This is a genomic window from Paraburkholderia sp. Ac-20342 (assembly GCF_017104985.1).
Lineage (GTDB): Bacteria > Pseudomonadota > Gammaproteobacteria > Burkholderiales > Burkholderiaceae > Paraburkholderia.
Window position 1 is genome coordinate 95,104 of record NZ_JAAGPQ010000006.1, and the last position, 21,326, is coordinate 116,429.

Sequence of the window (21,326 nt, forward strand, 5' to 3'; positions counted from 1 at the left end):
CACTCTGTATCCATCGAGCGAGGCAGCCGAGCCATTTCCTGAATCGGCCCGCCCGCGCAACCCTTCCGGACATGCCATGCCCGACATCGAAAATTCCACCGTCGACAGCAAATCCGCCGCCTCGGCATCGCAAACCGTGCGCGCCCTTCTCGGCTTGAGAGAACTGATTCTCGGCGGCGACCTGAGCCCGGGAGAACGCATCTCCGAACTCTGGGTCGTCGAGCGCCTCGGCGTGTCGCGCACGCCCGTGCGGGCCGGGCTGATCCGGTTGCAGGAAGAAGGTCTGGTCGAGCCGATCCCGTCCGGCGGCTTTGCGGTACGCTCGTTCAGCGAATACGAAATCCGCGATTCGATCGAACTGCGCGGCACGCTCGAAGGACTCGCGGCCAGGCTCGCGGCCGAGCGCGGCATCTCGCATACGATGTTTCGCGACCTCAACGATTGCGTCGACGAAATCGACGCCTTGCTGGTCGGCGAACTTTCCGAAGAAACCTTTTCGCGCTACGTGGAAGCGAACGCGAACTTCCATCGGCTCCTCGCCAGCGCGTCGGGCAGTCAGGTCGTGCAGCGCCAGATCGAAAAAGCGTCGACCTTGCCGTTCGCATCGGCGAGCGCTTTCGTCGTCGTGCAGTCGCTGGACCCGCGCGCGCGCGAAACGCTGGTCGTCGCCCAGGCCCAGCATCGCGCCGTGCTCTCGGCAATCGAGAATCGCGAAGGCGCGCGCGCCGAAGCGTTGATGCGCGAGCACGCGCGAATCGCGCACCAGAACCTGAACCGCGTGCTCGAAAACCAGCGCGCGTTATCGCGCCTGATCGGCGGGAATCTGATCCGCCGCGGCACACGCTAGATCCCGGACCGCGCACGCGGTCACCCCACCGCCTGACCTATCCCATAGACACAGGGCGCCGCGATGCGCCATGGAGGAGAGAACATGTTTCCCAAAAACGCGTGGTACGTTGCCTGCACGCCCGATGAAATCGACGGCAAGCCGCTCGGCCGGCAGATTTGCGGCGAGCGCATGGTGTTCTATCGCACGGCGGACGGCTCCGTGGCCGCGCTCGAAGATTTCTGCCCGCACCGCGGCGCGCCGCTGTCGCTCGGCAGCGTGCGCGACGGCCTGCTCGTGTGCGGCTACCACGGTCTCACCATGGGCGCGAACGGCAAGTGCGTGAGCATGCCGTGTCAGCGTGTCGGCGGCATTCCGTCGGTGCGCGTGTTCCCGACCGTCGAACGATACGGCTTTATCTGGGTCTGGCCCGGCGACGCCGGCAAGGCGGACCCCGCGACGATCCATCATCTCGACTGGGCGGAGAATCCCGCGTGGGCTTATGGCGGCGGGCTCTATCACATCGACTGCGATTACCGCCTGATGATCGACAACCTGATGGACCTGACGCACGAAACCTACGTGCACGCGACGAGCATCGGCCAGCCTGAGATCGAGGAAGCCCCGCCCGCCACGAAGGTCGACGGCGACACCGTCACGACAAGCCGCTTCATGGAGAACATCGCGCCGCCGCCGTTCTGGGCCGCCGCGCTGCGCGGCAACGGCCTCGCCGACGACGTGCCGTGCGATCGCTGGCAGATCTGCCACTTCACGCCGCCGAGCCACGTGATGATCGAAGTCGGCGTCGCGCATGCCGGCCACGGCGGTTATGACGCGAACTCCGAGCACAAGGTGTCGAGCATCGTGGTCGACTTCATCACGCCGGAAACCGAAACGTCGATCTGGTATTTCTGGGGCATGGCGCGCAATTTCGCCGTCAACGACACGGCACTGACCGAGACGATCCGCACGGGCCAGGGCCGCATCTTCTCGGAAGACCTCGAAATTCTCGAGGCGCAGCAGCGCAACCTGTCGCGCTGGCCGGAGCGGCCGATCATGAAGCTCAACATCGATGCAGGCGGCGTGCAGTCGCGCCGTGTGCTGGATCGAATCCTGCAGCAGGAATGCTAACTCGAGGTTGCGAGCGAGGCGGCCGCACGGCCGCCGTGAACGCCTCACCGTTATTCGAAGCGCCATGAAAGCCATCATTACACGCAAGCTGCCCCTCGCCACCGACATCTGCCTGTTCGAACTGTCGTCCGCCGATAGCGAGCCGCTGCCGCCGTTCTCGGCCGGCGCGCATATCGACGTGCACGTCGACGGTTTCACGCGCCAGTATTCGCTGTGCAACAGCCCCGCCGAACGCGGGGTGTATCAGATCGGCGTGCTGCGCGATCCCGCCTCGCGCGGCGGGTCCATCGCGATGCATGCCTACGCCGCCGGCGCCACGCTCGAGATCAGCGAGCCGCGCAATCACTTTCCGCTCGACGCGCATGCAAAGCACACCATTCTGCTGGCCGGCGGCATCGGCATCACGCCGATTCTCTGCATGGCGATGGAGCTTCTCGACACCGGCCGCTCGTTCGAACTGCACTACTGCACACGCGAGCCCGCGCGCGCGGCATTCCTCGATCGCCTCGCGCAAGCCGGACTGAAAGAGTATTCGCACCTGTACTTCGATAGCGACGCGGCCGAGCAACGGATCGACCTTCAAGCCATGCTTGCCCAGCCGGACCAGGACACGCATGTGTACGTATGCGGCCCGGCCGGATTCATCGACGCAGTGCTCGGCGCGGCGACGAACGCAGGCTGGCCCGCCGCGAACCTGCATCGCGAATACTTCGGCGCGAGGCAGGAGGTCGAGGGTAGCAGCGACGGCGACACCGCGTTCCAGGTGTCGCTCGCGAGTTCCGGCAAGCAGGTGGATGTTCCCGCGGGCACGACCGTCGTCGAGGCTTTGCGCACGTGCGGCATCGAGGTGCCCGTATCGTGCGAGCAAGGTGTGTGCGGGACGTGTCTGACTCGCGTGCTGGCCGGAGAGCCGGATCATCGCGATGTCTATCTGACCGATGAGGAGCGCGCGGCAAACGACCAGTTTTTGCCGTGTTGTTCGCGCTCGAAAACGCCGGTGCTGGTTATCGATCTCTGAGTTCGGTGCGGCAGAGGAAATTTCTGCCGTTAGTGTTATTAAGGAGTTCGTTGCGATCTTACGTGTTAGCACCGACGCTTCGGGCGAATCCTGCCGATCCGCCCGCCACCGTCTTCGCCCTACGTGGAACCGTGCTTACATCAGGCTTGCCACATCCTGAACCGCACCGTCCATGGCCGCGACGATTTCGGCAACGTCACTGTCCGTCATCGGTGTGGACAGCGCCATCAGGCCATAACTCGCGGCCATGACGCCACGGTTCAACAGCGAGAGATTGAAAGCATTCAACCGCTGAGCCTCGGTCGTGTCGGGAAGCGCGCTGCGATAGTCGGAGACTTCCCGTTCGGTCAAATGCACCTTCAGCAGCGAACCGCACCCGACAACACTCCCCGGTACGCCATGCCGGCGCAACGAAGCCCGCATCCCATCCCGCACCGCATCGCCGATCGCGTCGAGACGGGCGAACGCTTCCCGATCGAGCAGCTTCATCGCCGCAAGGCCCGCGCGCATCGTCATCGGATTCGCCGAGAACGTGCCCCCGTGCGGCAACGCCGGCTTGCCGCGCAGCGGGCTGAACACGTCCATGACGTCGCGCCTTCCGCCCACCGCGCCGACCGGAAACCCGCCGCCGATGACCTTGCCCATCGCCGTCAGATCCGCCTCGACGTTCCAGAACGGTTGCGCGCCGTGATAGCCGATGCGCAACGTAATCACTTCGTCGAAAACCAGCAGTGCGCCGACCTTGGTGCTCGCCTCGCGCAGCGCGCGAATATAGTCGCTCGTTGCGGGAACGAGACCCGCGCGATTAGGCATCGGGTCGACCAGCACGCACGCGAGTTCGTCGCCATGCTGTTCGATCAGACGTCGCGCCCCTTCGGGATCGTTGAACGGCAGGACGATCACGTCATTGGTCACACCGCGCGGCGTTCCCGCGGCGTACGCGACCGAAGCGGGCTGCACGCCGCCCCAGTTTTCCGGCGTCGGATCGAGGCTGACTTCCGAGTAATCGTAAGAGCCATGGTAAGCACCTTCCACCTTGGCGATCTTTGCGCGGCCCGTGTAGGCGCGCGCCGCCTTGAGCGCATTCATCACCGCTTCCGTGCCCGAATTCATGAACCGCACGGTTTCGACTGATGCAATGCGCTCGCAGAGCAACTCGGCCAGTTCGATCTCCGATTCGGTCGGCATGCCGAATGCAGTGCCGAGTTCGAGCTGCTCCTGTATCGCCGCCTTGATCGCGGGATGTCCATAGCCGTGAATCTGCGACGTGAAATTGTTGATGCAGTCGATGCGGACAACACCGTCTGCATCCCACACGCGACACCCCTCGCCGCGCACGGCATACACGGGATGCGGCTTCATGAAAACCGTCGTGCGGGTATTGCCGCCCGGCAGAGAACGTTGTGCCCGTTCGAACAGGGCGCGTGATGCGGACGAATCGGCTGGATATGTCATGATTTGATGGATCTGATTGCGTGACGTAAGAAGAAAATGCGACGCGCGCGACCTGCTGTGCGCCGCGCTCCGGGTTACGAAAACAGCGCTTCGGCCAGTTCGCGCGTGTAATAGCCGAGTTCGATATCGGCCTCGAGCGCATCGCGCGCGCGCTCGCCGGGATTGCCGAAGCCGCCGCCGCCCGGCGTGAACACCTCGACGATATCGCCCGCCTTCAGCACGATGCCCTGATCCTTGCTGACGTGAGGCGGCTCATACGGCTCGCCGTCGCGATAGATGACGATGCGCGTCTTGCCGCCGTCCTTGCCGCCGCGCGCGCCCGGCGGCCCGAACCGGCCGTGGTCCATCACCATCGACGCCTTCGCCGTGCCGCGCAGCAGACGCAGGCGGAAATGAATCCCCATGCCGCCGCGATACGTGCCCGCGCCGCCCGATCCTTCATGAATCGCATATTGCTCGAACAGTATCGGATAATTCTGCTCCAGAATTTCCACGGGCTGCGACTTCGAAATGCCGATGGTCGAGCAGCCGTTCGTCAATCCGTCGCCGCCTGAATAGCCGCCATAGCCGCCGCCCGAAATCGCATACATCACGTACGAGCGGTTGCGTTCGGGATCGTGGCCGCCAATCGCGAGATTCGCCGTCGTGCCGGCCGGCGCCGCGAACAGCAGATCGGGCAGCGCATCGACCAGCGCATGAAACACGGCCTCGGCGATGCGCTGGCTCACTTCGGCCGCGCAGCCGGATACCGGGCGTGGATATTGCGCGTCGAGAAACGTGCCGACCGGATCGAGCACCTCGATCGGCGCGAACGTTCCCGCGTTGATCGGCACGTCCGGAAAGATGTGCTTCATCGCGAGGTACACCGATGCCTTGGTGGTCGCCAGCACGCTGTTCATCGGCCCCTGGCACGGCGGACTCGATTGCGACAGATCGAACGTCAGCGAGTCGCCCCGTTTGGTGACCGTGAGATCGATGACGAGCGGCTCGTCGACCACGCCGTCCGAATCGAGATACGAGCGGCCGCGATATTCGCCGTCCGGAATCTGCCGGATGCAATCGCGCATCTGTGCCTCGGAGCGATCGTTGAGCGCCGCGATCGCCGCTTCTATCGTGTCCTTGCCGTAACGATCGAGCATTTGCGTCAGACGTTCCGCGCCGATCGTCAGCGCCGCGGCCTGGGCCTTGATGTCGCCGATCCGCTGCTCGGCAATGCGGATGTTCGACATGATGATCGACAGCAGCTCCTCATCGAGCTGACCTTCCTTGAAGAGTTTGACGGGCGGCAAGCGCAGGCCTTCCTGCTCGATCTCCGTCGCGTGCGCGGAAAAGCCTCCCGGCACCATGCCGCCGATGTCGGGCCAGTGGCCGGTATTCGCGAGCCACGCAAACAGTTCGCCACGATAGAAGAACGGCATTGTGAAACGCACGTCCATCAGGTGCGTGCCGCCCATATACGGATCGTTGATGACGAAGATGTCGCCTTCGCGAATCTCCTTCGCACGCCGGATCACTTCCTGCGTCGAGAACTGCATCGTGCCGACGAAAATCGGCAGGCCGTAATCGCCTTGTGCAATCAGGCGCCCCGTCTCGCGATCGTAAATGCCGTTCGAACGGTCCTGCGACTCCGAAATCACCGGCGAAAACGCGGCGCGGCAGAACGCCAGATCCATTTCGTTGCAGACCTGCTGCAACCCGCTTTGAATAACGCTGAGGGTGACCGAATCGATGGTCTTCATAAGAGCCTCTTTTATCCAGCAACTTTCACGATGAGATTGCCCGCGCTATCGAGTTTCGCGGTATTGCCCGGTTCGAGCACGGTGGTCGAATCGAGCTGCTCGACGATTGCGGGGCCCGCGAATTCGCATTCGGGCAGGCGTTCGCGGCGAAAGACCGGTGTGTCGTGCCAGCCGCCCTGCTCGAACCACACCGGCCGGATGCCGACTCGCGCATCGGCAAGCGACGCTACGGGCTCGGCTTTCGCGAGCGTGCCGAGGTCCGGCACGTAGCGCTTCGCGACGATGCTGGTGTTTAGCGATACCAGTACCGGCCGCAGTTCGGACAGCTTGACCTTGAAGCGCTGCCAGTACGCTTTCTCGAACGCTTCGGCCAGCGCGGCGCGCGTCGCCTGCTCGCGGAGAATGTCGACGACCAGCAGATGGCTTTGCCCCTGGAACTGCATTTCCGCCGTGTAGCGCAACTCGATGTCGAACACGGCGATGCCGCTTTTCTCGATGCGCTGGCGCCCTTCCGCGGTCTGGTGCGCGAGGCTGGCTTCGAGGTCGGCGTCGTCGATGAGACCCAGCGGCTTGTTGAACGACTGCACCAGATCGTGACGCACATCGGCGACGAGGCAGCCGAGCGCATTGGTCAAACCCGGTCGCACGGGAATCAGCACGGTCGGGATGCCGAGCTCGCGCGCAAGCGCCGTCGAATGCAGCGGCCCCGCGCCGCCGAAACCGAACAGCGCGAAATCGCGCGGATCGTAACCGCGCGCGAGACTGACGAGCCGGATCGCATTCGCCATATTCTGATTGCCGACGCGCAGGATCGCCGCCGCCGCGTCATGCACGCTCAGACCGAGCGGCTCCGCGACTTCCTTGCGAATACAGTCGGCGACGAAATCCATCGACACCTTGTTGTCGACGCTCAGCAGCTTGTCGGGATTCAGACGGCCGAGAACGAGATTGGCGTCGGTGATGGTCGGCAACGTGCCGCCCCGTCCATAGCAGATCGGGCCCGGCATCGAGCCCGCGCTTTCCGGCCCGACCTTGAGGATGCCGCCCGCGTTCACGCGCGCAATCGAGCCGCCGCCCGCGCCGACCGTATGCACGTCGACCATCGGCACATGGATCGGCATCGCATATTCGAGTTCGAGTTCGCTCGAGACTTTCGGCACGCCCCCTTCGATCAACGCCACGTCGGACGAAGTGCCGCCCATGTCGTAAGTAATCAGGTTCGGAAAGCCGCACACGCGCGACACGTGCGCGGCGGCCATCACGCCGGATGCGGGGCCGGACATCACCGTGTTGACGGCCGTGCGGCTTACCGCGCGGGCCGGCACCGTGCCGCCGTTGCCTTGCATCACGAGCAGATCGGTGCCGAAGCCCGCGTTCTGCAATTCGTCCTGAAGCCGCCGCACATAGTGGTCGAGAATCGGCTGAACCGAGGCGTTGACCGCGCCCGCCGTACCTCGCTCGTACTCGCGAAACTCCGCCGTGATCTGATGGGCCGCCGTTACATATTCGTTGGGCCAATGCTCGGCGGCCAGTTCGAGCGCGCGCTGTTCATGCCCGGGATTCGAATAGGCATGCAGAAAGTGGATCAGCAGCGACTCGGCGCCCTGCTCGACGAGTCGATTCATGGCCTCGATAAACTGCCGCTCGTCGAGCGGCGTCACCACGTTGCCCGATGCATCGCAGCGTTCGTCGACTTCGACACGCAGGTTACGCGCGACGAGCGGCACGAAGTTGCCGCGCAGACCGTATGCGGTCGGGCGCGTGCGGCGCCCGAGTTCGAGCACGTCGCGAAAGCCGCGCGTCGTAATCAGGCCGACTTTCGCCAGCTTGCGCTCCAGTACCGCATTGGTCGTCGTGGTCGTGCCGTGCACGATGCTGCTGATGGTGTCGAGCGCGACACCGGTCTGTTCGAGCGCCTGCAATACGCCACGCGCCTGATTGTCCAGCGTGCTCGGCACCTTGGCGAGCCGCACGTCGCCCGTGCTGTCGTCGATGAGCACGAGATCGGTGAACGTACCCCCCACATCGATTCCGACCGTAGTCGTCATTACGTTTACTCCAGGATGAATGACTTGATGAATGTCCGTTACGGCATGCCCGATCTCGCGGACCCCGCTTCGCCGATATTTATTAGCCATCCGTAATATTTACCGGATGGTTCGCCCTTTTCTCATCGGGCGAACCGGCGCTATCGCCGGTTCGCCGCGCCGTTGCTATTTGCCGAGGTAGGCCTCGCGAATGCGCGGATTGTTCGCCAGCTCCTTCGACGAACCGGCAATCGCAATGCTGCCGTTCTCCAGCGCATAGGCGCGCGCCGCCACCTTGAGCGCGAGCACCGTGTTCTGTTCGACGATCACCATGCTCAGGCCTTTGCGGTTGATCGCGCCGATCCGCGCGTAGACGTCTTCCGCGAGACGCGGGGCGAGGCCGAGCGACGGCTCGTCGAGCATCAGCAGACGCGGGCGCGACATCAGTGCCCGGCCGATCGCGAGCATCTGCTGCTCGCCGCCCGACAGCGACCAGCCGAGTTGCGTGCGCCGTTCGGCAAGGCGCGGGAACAGGTCATGGACCCATTCGAGATCCTCGGCAATTTCCGCCTTCGTCGAGCGATGCGCGGTCGCGCCGACCAGCAGGTTCTCGATCACCGTGAGACCGGGGAAAATACGGCGCCCTTCAGGCACATGCGCGATGCCGAGCCGCACGCGCGCTTCCGGCGTGCGTGCGCCGAGTTCGCCGCCCTGATACTGGACGCTGCCCGATTTCAGCGGCACCAGCCCGGAGATCGCGCGCAGCAGCGTCGTTTTGCCCGCGCCGTTCGCACCGATCAGCGCAATCGCCTCGCCTTCGCGCACTTCGATATCCACGCCGCGCAGCGCGCTGATGTCGCCGTACGCGACCTTAATCTGGTTGCACTTCAACATGTTCGTAACCGGTTCCCAAGTACGCTTCGAGCACGCGAGGATCGCGCTGGATTTCGGCGGGCGTGCCCTCGGCGAGTTTTTGCCCGAAATTCAGCACGACGATCCGCTCGGCCAGGCGCATGACCATGCTCATGTTGTGCTCGATCAGCAGGATCGTCAGGTCGTGATCGGCTCGCAATTGCCTGAGCCGCGTCATCAGCGCCTCGACCTCGCCGAGATTGAGACCTGCGGCGGGCTCGTCGAGCAGCAGCAAACGCGGACGGCCCGCCAGCACCTTGGCCATTTCGACGAGACGGCGATTGCCGTAGGACAGCGAATCGATGCTGCGCGTGGCGAGCGACGCGAGTCCGAAGCGTTCGAGCATCTGCAGCGCGGCGTCGCGCCACGCCGCTTCCGCGTGACGGCGCGACGCGAACGAACCGGCCGGCGCCGGCGCGATAGCCGCGCCGAGCATCACGTTCTCGACCACGCTCAGGCGCCGGAACAGCTTGCCGTTCTGGAAGATGCGTCCCACCCCGCCACGCACGATGATGTCGGGCCGCATCCCCGTGATGTCCTTGCCGTCGAACGCGACGCGTCCCGCACTCGGCTTGTAGAGACCGGTGAGCGCGTTGAGCAGCGTGCTCTTGCCCGCGCCGTTCGGCCCGATCAACGCGAGCAGTTCCCCCGTGTCGATCCGCAGATCGACGTCGGCAAGCGCCTTCAGGCCGCCGAACGTCACGCTCAAACCATTGGCTTCGAGTAGCGGCATTATTTTTCCTCCGCGATCGGATCGAGCCGTGGCGAGCGCTGACGGCGCCGGAACACGGGCAGCCGCGCGAGACTGACGAGGCCGTCGGGCAAAACGATCAGGACGACCAGCACCAGTACACCGAAGATCAGCAGATACGCGTTACCGGCGCCGCGCAGCAACTCGGGCAGCAGCGTGACGCCCACCGCGCCGATCACCGCGCCGACGATCGAGCCCGCGCCGCCGACCACCAGCATCGACAGATAGAGAATCGATTGCACGTACGAGAAATCGTCCGGCGAAACGAAGCGGTTGTGGACCGCGAAGAGGCATCCGGATACGCCGGCAAATGCGCCGCCTATCGCAAACGCCGCGGCCTTCGCGCGCGTGACGGCGATGCCGCTCATGCCGGCCGCCATCTCGTCGTCGTTCACAGCGATCATGCTGCGGCCCAGGTGACTCGTGCGGACGGCTTGCGTCAGCGCACACAGCGCAACCAGCACGACGGTGGCAAACAGGTACAGTCTCGCGTCGGTGTCGAGCGCGAACGATCCGAGCGTCAGCGAGGGAATGCTGGCGATGCCGTCCGTGCCGCCCGTCAGGCTGGTCCAGTTCGACACGACGATGCCGAAGCTGACGTTCAGCCCCAGCGTCGCGAGCGCGAGATAGTGACCTTTCAGACGCAGCAGTACGATGCCCACGACATAGGCGAACGCGCCGCACAGCGCCACACCGGCCATGCTCGCGAGCCATGGACTCCAGCCCGCCTGGGTGGTCAGCACAGCCACCGTGTACGCGCCAATGCCGATGAACGCCGCCTGCCCGAGCGAAATCAGACCTGCATAACCGAACACCAGATTCAGGCCGAGCACGGCGATCGATGCGATGGCGGCCGTGGACAACAGCCGCACCATATAGTCGGAACAGAACGCCGGCAGCGCGAGCGCCACGGCCAGCGCGACGCCAACCGGTACAGCCGACAGAAAGCGTGAGCGGTTCATCCGCGATCTCCAATTCTTTCGCCGAAGATGCCCTGAGGACGCACCAGCAGGAAGGCGATCATCACGCCGAAGGCCAACAGGTCCTTGTAGGTCGACGTGAGATACGAGGCGCCGAGAATCTCCACGAGACCGACGAAGAGTCCGCCGAGAATCGCGCCCTGCACGCTGCCGAAGCCGCCGATCACCGTCGCCGCGAACGCTTTGAGCGCCACCGGTTCTCCCATGTTGACGTCGGCAAACCACATGGGACCGACCAGCAGGCCCGCAAACGCCGAACACGCAGCCGCTAGCACCCAGGTGACGATCAGCGTCAGCGTGACCGGCAAGCCGATCAGACGCGCCGCTTCGCTATCCTGAGCGATTGCGCGCATCGAGCGACCGATACCGGTGCGATACAGCAGCGCGTACAGCGCCGCGATCAGGAGCGCGGTGATCACGATGGTGGCGAGCGCATGCATGCTGATCGCCGCGCCCGCAATCGATATCGCGGTGTCGCCGAACGGGGACGGCAGGCGCGCGGGCCACGGTCCCCAGATCAGCAGCGCCGCGTTCTGCATGACGATGCCGATTGCCACCGTGCCGATGATGACCGAGACGACGGGCCTCTTGCGCAACGGCAGATGCACGCCGAGAAAGAACAGCACGCCGAACAGCGCCATGCCGATCACCGCGGCGAGATAGCCGAGCGCGATCGGAAAATGCGCCTGCACGATGGCCGCGACGCCGAAGAACGTGCCGAGCATGACGAACTGGCCCGCGGCGAAATTCACGACGCCCGTCGCCGAATAGACGATGACGAAGCCGAGCGCGGCGAGCGCATAGACGCTGCCGAGCGCGACGCCGTTCACCAGGAGTTGAAGAAGCTGTTGCATGATCCGGGTCCGCGGGACAGGGAAACGCGCGTGAACGCGGCGAATGGAAATGGCGTCTCGCTCGGCATCACTTGCTCGTGATCTGCTGGATCAGTTGCATGTCCTTGGTGCCGGGTGCGAACTTCACGATCGACACGTCATGCACGCCGTTGCCCGCGGCATCGAACGTATAGATGTGCGCCACGCCCTTGAAGTCCTTCAACGTGCGCAGATAGTCGCGCACCTTGACCGGATCGGTGCCGACTGTGCGCATCGCCTGCGCCATCATCATCGCGCCGTCGTAATAGGCGGCGGCATACGGATCGGCGTCCACGCCGTAGGCGGCCTTGAACCGCTTGAGGAACGATTGCGCCGCGGGCTGCGAGGTCAGCATCGCATCGACGACGCCGTAGACGCCTTGCAGATCGTCAGGCGAAATCAGTTGCATCGCGGCCGGCACGAACGCGGCCGACGACGAAACGACCGGCGTCTTGAGGCCGAGCAGGTTGATCTGATGCAGCAGCAACGCGCCGTCCTGCGGATAGACGAACAGGAGGATCGAATCGGCGCCCTTGTTCTTCAGGGACAGGATCTGCGCGGACATGTCCTTGTCGTTCTGGCCATAGGCTTCGGCGCCCACCACCGTAATCCCCGCTGCCGCAAATGCCTTCTGCGCGGCCTTCGCGCCGCCCTGGCCGAAGTCGTTCTGGATGTAGAGGATGCCGGGTTTCGTCGAGTGCAACTGTTCGTGCGCGTAACGCGCCATCGCCTCGGCCGTCAGGCCGTCGCTCGGACGGATGCGGAACATCCACGGGTTCTTCTGCTCCGCGACGATGTCGGCACCGCCCGCGTACATGGCCGGACGCTGCGCCTTCAGCACTTCCGGGCCGACCGCGACGTTCTGCGTGCTGTAACTCGTCAGGAATACGAAATCGGGCTTCTGCTCCTGCACGACCTTGATGAACGCGTTGATCGCAGTGCCGTTCGACGCCTGCGCATCCTGGAACGACAGGCCGACCTTGCGACCATTGATACCGCCGCCCGCGTTGATGTCCTGCTCCGCCAGCTTGAGCGCATCGACATAGCCCTTGCCCGTCAGGGACAATGCTCCCGTCATCGGCGCTGTCACGCCGACGGGTATCTGCTGGGCCCATGCCGCGCAAGGTGAAACGGCTGCGCCAGCGGTGAGCCATGCACAGGCGATACGAAGTGACATTGCGCGCTTCAGGTACGTGATCATCGTTGGATCTCCAAGGGCTAGCGATTTATTGCGGTGTCTCGATTTTCGAAATATAGTTTCGATTTACGATTCATGGTGCGTGGCCAAATAAGCGTTGTCAAGCCAGGCAACGCCCTTTAATCCATCAAAAATCAGGAAGAACGACATGCCGGGTCTGGACGACGCCCCCCCGCTCGAGCGCTACATGCGCATCCTTGAATTGCTGGCCGGCTTTCCGGACGGTCTATCGCTGTCGGAAATCACGGCCATGCTGGGCTTGCCGAAACCGAGCGGTCACCGGCTGCTCAAGTCGATGCTGGAATGCCGGCTGGTGGAGACGAGAAAAGGGGGGGCGACGAGCTATCTGGTCGGCGCGCGGATGCGCCGCCTCATCTACGCCACGACGAAGAATGCGTGGCTGGACTCCGTGGTGCGAGGCTATCTGCGCGAACTCGTGCAGGAGACGGGCGAAACGGCCTACATCACGAAACTGGAGCACGGTGTGGTCCGCTCCATCCTCACGGAAGCACCGGACACGCCATGGCGCGGTTATGTGCTGCCCGGCAGCGAGATGCACGTCTTCAATGCCGCGACGGCTAAAGCCATCGCTGCCTATCAGGATGCCGAAACGGTTGAGCACCTTCTCGCCCAGCCGCTCACGCAAAGGACGAGCAAGACCAAGAGCGAAAAATCGGAAGTGATGGCGGATCTGGAGAGCGTGCGTGCACGGGGATACGCAACGTGCCTGGGCGAGGTCGACGAGGGACTGGCGGCCATCGGCGTCCCCCTGATGCTCGGACGCGGCGAGGTCATTTTCAGCCTCGGCATTACGGGGCCCTATCGCCGGGTGGTGGACCAGGGAATCGAAAAGCTGGCTGAAACAATGAAGCGATACGCGGCGGAAATGTCGGCGGCGATTACCGTGGGGTTTGAAAAGCAGCGGGAGAGTTGAGGCAGGGCCCGGAGAACGACTCTCATCGCTTCGGATCATGGCGCACAACAGCTGCACCACGCGGATGCGCAGACGCTACTCGGTGTCTTCCAGCATCCGCTGCGCTGCCTTCTCGGCATTCGCTACGTGCAGCCGCGCAAGCTCCTGGGCCGCATCGGCGTCGCGTGCCTTCAGCGCCTTATAAAGCTTGTCGATTTCGCGCAGACTATTGGGCAGCCGGTCCGGATTCATCAACGACGTCGTACGCAGCAGATTGATGCGCGAATAAAGACTGTTAAGGACTTCCCTGACGAGCGTGTTGCCGCAGTTATCGAGCAGCACGCCATAGAGTGCCGTCTTCGCGCGCAGCACGCCGTCCTGGTTCTGCGCGACAGCTTCCGCGCGCAGCTCCTTCGCGACCTCGCCAAAGCGCGCGATTGCATCGTCGCTGGCAAGGCGGGCGAACTCATGCGCGGCGAAACCTTCGAGCAGACCACGCAGCGCGTACAGCTCGCTGGCTTCGTGTTTCGACATGACGGCGACGATCGGCCCCTTGTGCGGCACGTTGCGCACGAGCTTTTCGGCTTCGAGCCTGCGCAGCGCCTCACGCACCGACGTACGGCTCACGCCGAGCGTCTCGCACAATTCCCGTTCGATAAGGCGCGCACCAGGTGCGAAACGCCCGCTTACAATCGCTTGCCGAAGCACATTTTCCACCTGATGACGCAGCGTCTCAGGCCTCACCAGGTCCATGTCTGTTAGCATTATTGTATTCCCGTCCGACAAAATTCAGCCTCCATGATACTTCACCGGTATCGTGACGGACAGCATCCATAGCCCATCACGGCGAGAAACGGCATGCCTTTCAGCGGGTCGGGAGCAGCGCGCCGAGCGGCATGCGCGAACAGATCTCAAGCGCGGCGTCGAACCTCATCACGAGCGGTTCGGCATGCGCGACCTCGACCTGCGCGATCGCGTCATCGCCAATCTGGTCGAGCTGCTTGAACAGCGCGCGCAACGAGTTGCCGTGACCGACCATCAGCACCGACTGCCCACGCACGAGTGCCGGCGCGACGCAGTCGTCCCACAGCGGCAGCACGCGATGCAGCGTATCGCGCAGGCTCTCGGTGCGCGGCAGCGCAGCGGGCGCGGGCATCGCGTCATCGCACAGCGCGCCCACCAGCTTCGCATGCGCGACGGCATCGAGCGGCGGCGGCGCAAGGTCGAAACCGCGCCGCCATTGCCGCACGCATTGCGCGCCATACGCGAGCGCTGCCTCATCTTTTTCCATGCCGGTCAGCGCTCCGTAGTGCCGATCGTTCAGCCGCCACGAGCGAATCGTTTTCGACACCGGCCGGTCGAACGTGTGCAACGCGTGCGTGAGCGTATCGGTGGCTCGTGATAATGCCGACGTAACCGCAAGGTCGAAGTGCAGACCCGCAGCGCGCAACTGCTCACCGACGCGCTGGGCATCCGTCACGCCCTGCGCGGAGAGTCCGACGTCACTCCAGCCGGTGAAGCGGTTCGCGCGATTCCATACCGATTGGCCGTGTCGCAATACGACAAGCGTGGCGGATTGACTGCTCATGGGGAGCATCGCACGTCAGTTGTAGCCGAGAATCGCGACGGCCCGCACACTCGTGTGCTCGTTGCCGTTCGACGCAAGTGCCGACAGGGGCGGCGATTGCATTGCGCGCCACGCGGAATGGCACGGCCCAGCTGTCTTGCCGGCTACCGATGAAAATGCGGACGAAAACGCGGACGCAATCGCAGAGGTGAATATCGTGCGCGGCGCATCGACATTGTGCGAGTCGGACAGGTCGCCCGGCGCGGCACGCAACGAAAACATCGGCTCGGGTTTTGTGGCATCACGCATGCGGTTTCTCCGGCGCGCCAGCGGCATTCGCCAGCGCGGCTTCGAGCAGCGGCGCGCCCAGTTCCGCGCCGTGGATGCCCGTCACGCTGACGATCTCCAGCAATTCCATCAGTTCTTCAGCCGTCGCTCCATAATGCAGTGCATTGCGCATGTGCAGCTTGAGGCCGGGTACGTACAGATGCGTGGCCGACGCATCGAACGCACAATACATGAATTCCTTGAGCTTCGGGCTCAGCACACCGCTACGCCACGGCACCGAAGAGAATTCGACGTATGCGTCGAACAGGTCCGGATCGAGTTCGAGCAGCCCTTCCCAGCTCGGATGCCAGTAGCCGCGGTTCTTCTCGAACGCGGCTTTCAGCGCCTGCCGCCGCTCGTCGAGTGGGGCCGGGCCGTCGCGCAAGCCCTCTTCTTCCAGAACTTCCAGCAGCACCGGCACGCCGACGTTGCTGGTATGAATACCGATCGTGCTGATCAATTCGAGTACTTCGACCAGTTCATCGCGCGTCGCGCCGAACGATAGTGCCCGCTCGATGTGACGCGCCACACCGGGCGCATAGAGCTGCGTCGCGCAGGCGTCGGCAGCCAGCGCGATGAACGCGCGGGTCTTGTCGTCGAGATGGTTGCGCCGCCGCGGTACGCCGGCGAACTTCAGATACGCGGCGACGAAAACCGGGGCGAGCCTCATGAGGCTGTCCCACTCGGGACTCGCCTGACCGTGCAGGCTCGCGAGTTCGTCGCGCAGACGTGACAGATCGGGTTGCGGCGGAGTCTGGGTCATGATGTCAATTCCATCGAAGGCTTAACAATATCGGCAACCTCACATCGGTGGCGCGCGCCGGACAGCTTCAGCTTCGCGGCGAACCGGACGCGAAAGTCGGCCCGAACGCAGGCTGGAACATCGACGCGCGCGACGGCACGAACCTCAGCCCCCCACACCCTTCGGATAATCGGCTTGCGCGACCTCTTCCTGCCACGTCCCCTTGCCGATCGACGTCGCGATATGAACCATGTAGCTGCCTTCGCTCGCGCCGTGCCAGTGACGCTCGTTCGGGCCGATGAACACGATGTCGCCCTGGCGGATCGGCCGCGGCTCCTCGCCGTCGAGGCAAATCCAGCCCTGGCCGGCCGTCACCTGCAGCACCTGGCCGTACTCGTGCGTGTGCCAGTAGGTACGTCCGCCCGGTTCGAAACACACCGTGTTGATCGTCACGCCGTTGGTCGCGGGCATCACCGGATCGGCCCAGACCGTCCCCGTGAACGTATCGCCGCGACGCTCGGACATTGCGCCTGCCGCTCTGCCGTGAAAGACTTTCATGCTTTTTTCTCCTTTGCTCCGTCGAACAGCCGGACGCCGCCCGACACGTCGCCGATCGCATCGACGACCCGATTGCTGATCACATCTCCATAGCCGAGCGCGGTGCCGAGCCCGAAGCTCGCGAGCGGCCCCGCCGCGTTCAGCGACATCACACCGAGTTCGCGCACGCGATCGACGTACAGCACGACGTCCTTCGTCATGAGCTTGCCGGTCAGGCCGCCTTCGAGATAATCGCCGTCGACGATTTTCGGAAAACGGTTGAGCGTCGCGAAGTTGACACCACTGCTACTGTTCAGCACATCGAGCAGCAGGTGCAGGTCGAGCCCGGCCTTCTTGCCCGCCACCATCACCTCGGCACTCGCAGCCAGGCTCACTGCGTTCAGGAAGTTGTTGAGCAGCTTGGTCGTGTGACCGGCGCCGCTCCCGCCCATGTATGCGACCTTCGAGCTGATCGGCCCGAACGCCCATTGCAGTTCGGCAACCGCTTCGGCCTCGCCGCCCACCATCAGCGTCAGCGTGCCCTTCTCGGCTGCGGCCGCGCCACCCGAAATACCCGCGTCGACGTAACGCACGCCGCGCTCGGCGAAGCGCTTCGCGAGGCGGATCGTCGAACTCGCGGCGGCCGTGCTCAGATCGACGACGATCTGTCCGGCGCGGCAATGCGCGAGCACACCGTCCTCGCCTTCGACGACCGCTTCGACCACCTTGCTGTCAGGCAGCGACAGCATCACGACGTCCGCGTAGCCGACCACTTCGCGCAGCGTGCCGGCAGCCTGCGCGCCGGCTGCTTCGACGCGCTCCCGCGCCGTGTCGTAACCGAGCACCGCGATGCCCGCGCCAACGAGGCGCTGCGCCATGCGTCCGCCCATGTTGCCGAGGCCGATAAAACCCACCCTTTCCTTGTTCATGACTTCCGTTCCTCTGCTTCGCAATTAGAAATCGACATCTTTCGTTTCCGGACCCATCATCGCGCCGATCATGCCGAGCAGCCCGCCCACGCACAGCAGCACGACCGACGTGAGCCGCAGCGGCATGAACACGCCGAGCCAGTTCATATAGAACGCGTAGAACGACGGGATGATGACCGAGAGGCTGAAGCCGACGCCGAAGCCGGTCGCGCGCACGTCCGTCACGAACCGCTCGTTGATGTACGTGACGATCACGCCCCACGGCGACGTGACGAGCACCGCGAGTACGCAGGTCAGCAGCATGATGGCCGGCAACGACAGTCCGTCCACGTTCGCGAGCACGTACAGCAGCACGGCGCCGAGCGTGGCGATCAGCGGACCGACGATCACGAAGAAGCGACGTCGTCCGATACGCTGCGCGACCAGACCCGAGGCGATGTAGCTGAAAAACAGCACGAAGTACGTGAGCATCAGCGTGGCGGTCATCTGGAAGCCGGTCAGGTGCAGCGTCTTCACGAGCAGCCCCGTGGGCAGGAAGATCGTAATGATGTTCTGCGTGAGCCAGAAGCCCGTCATCATCACCAGCACCTGCAGCAGGTTGCGCCCGCTCTTGCCGCGCAGCAGATCGGAAAGCGGCAGTTTTTCGGTGACCGTCGGCTTGTCGGCGGCCTCGCTCTTCCAGACTTCCGATTCGGCGACCTTGCGCACGTAGTACATCGCGAGCAGGCCCGCGAGCGCCGCACCGAGCACAAACGGAATGCGCCAGCCCCATTGCGCGTACGGCGAATTCATGCCGCTCAGCGGAAAGAGCACGAACATCAGCATCGCAACGAGGTTGATCGTCACGTACGCGGCCGGAAATCCGGCAATGATGAAGCCGCCGACGAAACCACGCTGCTCCTTCTTCGCATACTCGATCGCGAGCGGCATCGCACCGGTGTAGCCGCCGCCGAGAAAGATCCCGTCGACGAACCGCAGCAGCACCAGCAGCCAGTACGACGCGATGCCGATGTGCTGATAGCCGGGCAGAAGCGCGATCAGCAACGTCACCACGCCAAAGCCCGACACCGACCAGATCGAGGCCTTGCGACGCCCGATGCGGTCCGCGATCATGCCGAACAGCAGCGAGCCGACCGGCCGTCCGAGCAGCGTCGTGATGAACACCAGCGATGCGAGAATCGCCTCCATGCCCGCCGACAGATGCGGCGGCTGAAAATAGCCGAGTACGGGCGAAAGCACCACCACCGGCAAATAGATATCGAACATGTCGATGAATTCGGAAAAGAACGCGCCCTTGATCGCGTTGCGTCTCTTCGTTTCGATCGACTGTTCGCCCTCCGACTCTACGACGTCATGCGCAGTCAGCGCTTTCATGGCTGCCTCCATTCGTTATGCGCACCGCGCGCGGTGCGGGTTCTCCCTGCGTTACCCCGTGGCTTTCGTGTGCTTTTTTGCCGGATCAGGAAGCCACCGCTTCGGCTTCGTATGCCTTGATCGCCTCGCTCGCGACGCGAAACGCCGCCAGCGCGAGCGGCGCGCCGCAATACGCAGCCGCCTGCATCAGCACCGCGCGGATCTCTTCCTTCGTCACGCCATTGCGCAGCGCGCCCTTTACATGCACCGCCAGCTCGTGGTGCTGGCTCATCGCGGTGAGCATGCCGAGGTTCAGCATGCTGCGCGTCTTGAACGACAGCGTCGGGTCGCCCCAGATGTCACCCCAGCAGCTTTCGGTGACGAACTTCTGCATCGGCCGGTTGAAGTCGTCGGCATTCGCCCACGATTTCTCGACGTGCGCGGCGCCGAGCACTTCCTTGCGGTTGTTGAAGCCTTTGTTGAAACGGTCGTTGGTATCCATCGTGATTCCTCAGTAGTTCAGACTGTTTTTAAAACGGTGCGCCAGGCAGGCATGATGCGAGCCGGTCTGCGCGCGGAAATTTTCACTCTGCGCCGTAACCGACCATCGCCTTGGTTTCCAGGTATTCGCGCAAGCCGGCTTCGCCCCACTCGCGCCCGTTGCCCGAGCGCTTATAGCCGCCGAAAGGCGCCTGGAAATCGGCGGGCGGGTAATTCAGATGTACGCCGCCCGCGCGCAACGCGCGGCCCACCTTGCGCGCACGCGCGAGATCGGCGGATTGCACGTAGGCCGCGAGACCGTAGTCGGTGCCGTTCGCGATCGCGATCGCCTCTTCTTCCGAGTCGTAGGGAATCATCGACAGCACCGGCCCGAAGATCTCCTCGCGCGCGATCGTCATGTGCGGCGCGACATCGGCGAACACTGTCGGGCGCGCATAGTAGCCCGCGTCGATGCCGTCCGGCCGTCCGGTGCCGCCCGTGACGAGGCACGCGCCTTCGTCGATACCGGTCTGGATCAGCGCCTGCACACGCTTGAACTGGCTCGCGTTGACAAGCGGGCCGAGCTGCGTCGCCGGATCGTCGGTCGGGCCGGTGCGATACGCCTGCGCCGCGTGCTTCGCGATCTGCGCCGCGTCGTTCATCAGATGACGCGGCACCAGCATGCGCGTCGGGATCGAACACGACTGACCCGAATTCGTAAAGCACGCTGCCACGCCGCGTGTGACCGCCTGTTCGAGATCGACGTCGTCGAGCAGGAGGTTGGCGGACTTGCCGCCGAGTTCCTGCGCGACGCGCTTCACGGTCTCGGCCGCCGATTGTGCGACCAGCACGCCCGCGCGCGTCGAGCCGGTAAACGACACCATGTCGATGTCCGGATGACTCGCAATCGCCGCGCCGACACCCGGACCATCGCCATTGACGAGATTGAACACGCCGGCGGGCACGCCCGCGTCATGCAGCACTTCCGCGAACGCCAGCGCGCTGAGCGGCGAATACTCGCTCGGCTTGAGCACCATCGTGCAGCCCGCGGCCAGCGCCGGGGCGATCTTCACGACGATCTGATTGATCGGCCAGTTCCACGGCGTGATGAGTCCGCAGACGCCGATCGGTTCCAGCACGACACGCGTATTGCCGCGCTGTTCCTCGAATTCGAAACGCTCGAGCACCTCGATCAATGCGTTCAGATGCGCCGGTCCGCGCGCGGCCTGACCGTTGCGCGCAAACGTGATCGGCGCACCCATTTCGCGGCGCATCAATTCGGCGAATTCGTCGTAACGACGTTCGTAGACGGCGACGACGCGCTTGAGCAACGCCACCCGCTCGGCCACGCTGGTCGCGGACCACGCCGGAAATGCGCGGCGCGCGGCGGCGACCGCGCGATCGACATCGACCGCGTTGCCGAGCGCAAGCTTGTCGAAGACCTTTTCCGTCGATGGATCGACGAGGTCGAACCAGACGGCGGACGCGGGTTCGACCCACTGTCCGTCGATATAGAACTGTGCAGCATGTGACATGACAGGCTCCAGAATCGGTGAATCGGAAGGCGGC

21 protein-coding genes are annotated in these 21,326 nt (G+C 64.1%); 4 read left to right on the forward strand and 17 right to left on the reverse strand.

All coding sequences use genetic code 11. From position 1 onward, the window contains the following. The first annotated feature begins 76 nt into the window (after positions 1 to 76). The 3 genes from G3N58_RS04110 to G3N58_RS04120 all read left to right on the forward strand — a co-directional run bounded on the left by G3N58_RS04110 (position 77) and on the right by G3N58_RS04120 (position 2,975). Complete coding sequence (locus G3N58_RS04110; protein WP_167283298.1) at positions 77 to 847, forward strand: GntR family transcriptional regulator; 771 nt, start codon at positions 77 to 79, stop codon at positions 845 to 847. Positions 848 to 931: 84 nt separating this feature from the next. Continuing rightward, positions 932 to 1,957 (forward strand): aromatic ring-hydroxylating dioxygenase subunit alpha, encoded by a 1,026-nt coding sequence (locus tag G3N58_RS04115; protein ID WP_205998516.1) that lies wholly within the window; start codon positions 932 to 934, stop codon positions 1,955 to 1,957. Positions 1,958 to 2,021: 64 nt separating this feature from the next. Next, entirely contained in the window at positions 2,022 to 2,975 is a 954-nt protein-coding gene (locus G3N58_RS04120) for a PDR/VanB family oxidoreductase (protein WP_205998517.1), read from the forward strand. Between the two features lie 135 nt (positions 2,976 to 3,110). Here the strand turns inward: G3N58_RS04120 and G3N58_RS04125 are convergent, their stop codons facing one another. The 8 genes from G3N58_RS04125 to G3N58_RS04160 form a co-directional block, all read right to left on the reverse strand. After that, positions 3,111 to 4,337, reverse strand: coding sequence for an aspartate aminotransferase family protein (locus tag G3N58_RS04125; RefSeq protein ID WP_205998518.1), 1,227 nt, complete (start codon positions 4,335 to 4,337; stop codon positions 3,111 to 3,113). Positions 4,338 to 4,504: 167 nt separating this feature from the next. Beyond that, entirely contained in the window at positions 4,505 to 6,169 is a 1,665-nt protein-coding gene (locus tag G3N58_RS04130) for a hydantoinase B/oxoprolinase family protein (protein WP_205987971.1), read from the reverse strand. Positions 6,170 to 6,180: 11 nt separating this feature from the next. Then, positions 6,181 to 8,217: a hydantoinase/oxoprolinase family protein gene (locus tag G3N58_RS04135; protein WP_205998519.1), complete on the reverse strand. Its 2,037-nt coding sequence runs from the start codon at positions 8,215 to 8,217 to the stop codon at positions 6,181 to 6,183. A gap of 165 nt (positions 8,218 to 8,382) precedes the next feature. Continuing rightward, positions 8,383 to 9,090 carry an ABC transporter ATP-binding protein gene (locus G3N58_RS04140; RefSeq protein ID WP_167044337.1) on the reverse strand — a complete coding sequence of 236 codons (708 nt, stop codon included), beginning with the start codon at positions 9,088 to 9,090 and terminating at the stop codon, positions 8,383 to 8,385. Beyond that, positions 9,068 to 9,841 carry an ABC transporter ATP-binding protein gene (locus G3N58_RS04145; protein WP_241016974.1) on the reverse strand — a complete coding sequence of 258 codons (774 nt, stop codon included), beginning with the start codon at positions 9,839 to 9,841 and terminating at the stop codon, positions 9,068 to 9,070. Before G3N58_RS04145 ends, G3N58_RS04140 begins: the two co-directional genes overlap by 23 nt. Continuing rightward, on the reverse strand, positions 9,841 to 10,821 hold the full coding sequence (locus G3N58_RS04150) for a branched-chain amino acid ABC transporter permease (RefSeq protein ID WP_205987973.1): 981 nt from the start codon (positions 10,819 to 10,821) through the stop codon (positions 9,841 to 9,843). Before G3N58_RS04150 ends, G3N58_RS04145 begins: the two co-directional genes overlap by 1 nt. Next, positions 10,818 to 11,693, reverse strand: a complete 876-nt coding sequence (locus G3N58_RS04155; protein WP_205998520.1) for a branched-chain amino acid ABC transporter permease — start codon at positions 11,691 to 11,693, stop codon at positions 10,818 to 10,820. The genes G3N58_RS04150 and G3N58_RS04155 overlap by 4 nt, the downstream gene beginning before the upstream one ends. 67 nt (positions 11,694 to 11,760) lie before the next feature. Continuing rightward, the gene (locus tag G3N58_RS04160; protein ID WP_205987975.1) at positions 11,761 to 12,888 is read right to left on the reverse strand and encodes an ABC transporter substrate-binding protein; all 1,128 of its coding nucleotides are present in this window, start codon (positions 12,886 to 12,888) and stop codon (positions 11,761 to 11,763) included. A 169-nt stretch (positions 12,889 to 13,057) separates the two neighbouring features. Here G3N58_RS04160 and G3N58_RS04165 point away from each other — a divergent pair, with 169 nt between their 5' ends. Continuing rightward, the gene (locus tag G3N58_RS04165; protein ID WP_205998521.1) at positions 13,058 to 13,843 is read left to right on the forward strand and encodes an IclR family transcriptional regulator C-terminal domain-containing protein; all 786 of its coding nucleotides are present in this window, start codon (positions 13,058 to 13,060) and stop codon (positions 13,841 to 13,843) included. A gap of 75 nt (positions 13,844 to 13,918) precedes the next feature. On the opposite strand, the gene G3N58_RS04170 is transcribed toward G3N58_RS04165, so the two are convergent. From G3N58_RS04170 to G3N58_RS04210, 9 genes are all read right to left on the reverse strand, one after another. After that, positions 13,919 to 14,587, reverse strand: a complete 669-nt coding sequence (locus tag G3N58_RS04170) for a GntR family transcriptional regulator (RefSeq protein WP_167044353.1) — start codon at positions 14,585 to 14,587, stop codon at positions 13,919 to 13,921. A gap of 100 nt (positions 14,588 to 14,687) precedes the next feature. Continuing rightward, complete coding sequence (locus G3N58_RS04175) at positions 14,688 to 15,410, reverse strand: 2,3-bisphosphoglycerate-dependent phosphoglycerate mutase (protein WP_167044356.1); 723 nt, start codon at positions 15,408 to 15,410, stop codon at positions 14,688 to 14,690. A 15-nt stretch (positions 15,411 to 15,425) separates the two neighbouring features. After that, positions 15,426 to 15,698, reverse strand: coding sequence for a hypothetical protein (locus G3N58_RS04180; RefSeq protein WP_167044359.1), 273 nt, complete (start codon positions 15,696 to 15,698; stop codon positions 15,426 to 15,428). After that, positions 15,691 to 16,479 carry a carboxymuconolactone decarboxylase family protein gene (locus tag G3N58_RS04185; RefSeq protein WP_167044363.1) on the reverse strand — a complete coding sequence of 263 codons (789 nt, stop codon included), beginning with the start codon at positions 16,477 to 16,479 and terminating at the stop codon, positions 15,691 to 15,693. Before G3N58_RS04185 ends, G3N58_RS04180 begins: the two co-directional genes overlap by 8 nt. A gap of 144 nt (positions 16,480 to 16,623) precedes the next feature. Next, a complete protein-coding gene (locus tag G3N58_RS04190; RefSeq protein ID WP_167044366.1) occupies positions 16,624 to 17,016 on the reverse strand; it encodes a cupin domain-containing protein in 393 nt (130 codons plus the stop codon). Beyond that, positions 17,013 to 17,924, reverse strand: coding sequence for an NAD(P)-dependent oxidoreductase (locus G3N58_RS04195; protein ID WP_167044369.1), 912 nt, complete (start codon positions 17,922 to 17,924; stop codon positions 17,013 to 17,015). Before G3N58_RS04195 ends, G3N58_RS04190 begins: the two co-directional genes overlap by 4 nt. Positions 17,925 to 17,948: 24 nt before the next feature. Beyond that, positions 17,949 to 19,298, reverse strand: a complete 1,350-nt coding sequence (locus tag G3N58_RS04200) for an MFS transporter (protein WP_205998522.1) — start codon at positions 19,296 to 19,298, stop codon at positions 17,949 to 17,951. 85 nt (positions 19,299 to 19,383) lie between these two features. After that, positions 19,384 to 19,779, reverse strand: coding sequence for a carboxymuconolactone decarboxylase family protein (locus G3N58_RS04205; RefSeq protein ID WP_205998523.1), 396 nt, complete (start codon positions 19,777 to 19,779; stop codon positions 19,384 to 19,386). Positions 19,780 to 19,861: 82 nt separating this feature from the next. Continuing rightward, the gene (locus tag G3N58_RS04210) at positions 19,862 to 21,292 is read right to left on the reverse strand and encodes an aldehyde dehydrogenase family protein (RefSeq protein WP_205998524.1); all 1,431 of its coding nucleotides are present in this window, start codon (positions 21,290 to 21,292) and stop codon (positions 19,862 to 19,864) included. Positions 21,293 to 21,326 lie beyond the last annotated feature (34 nt).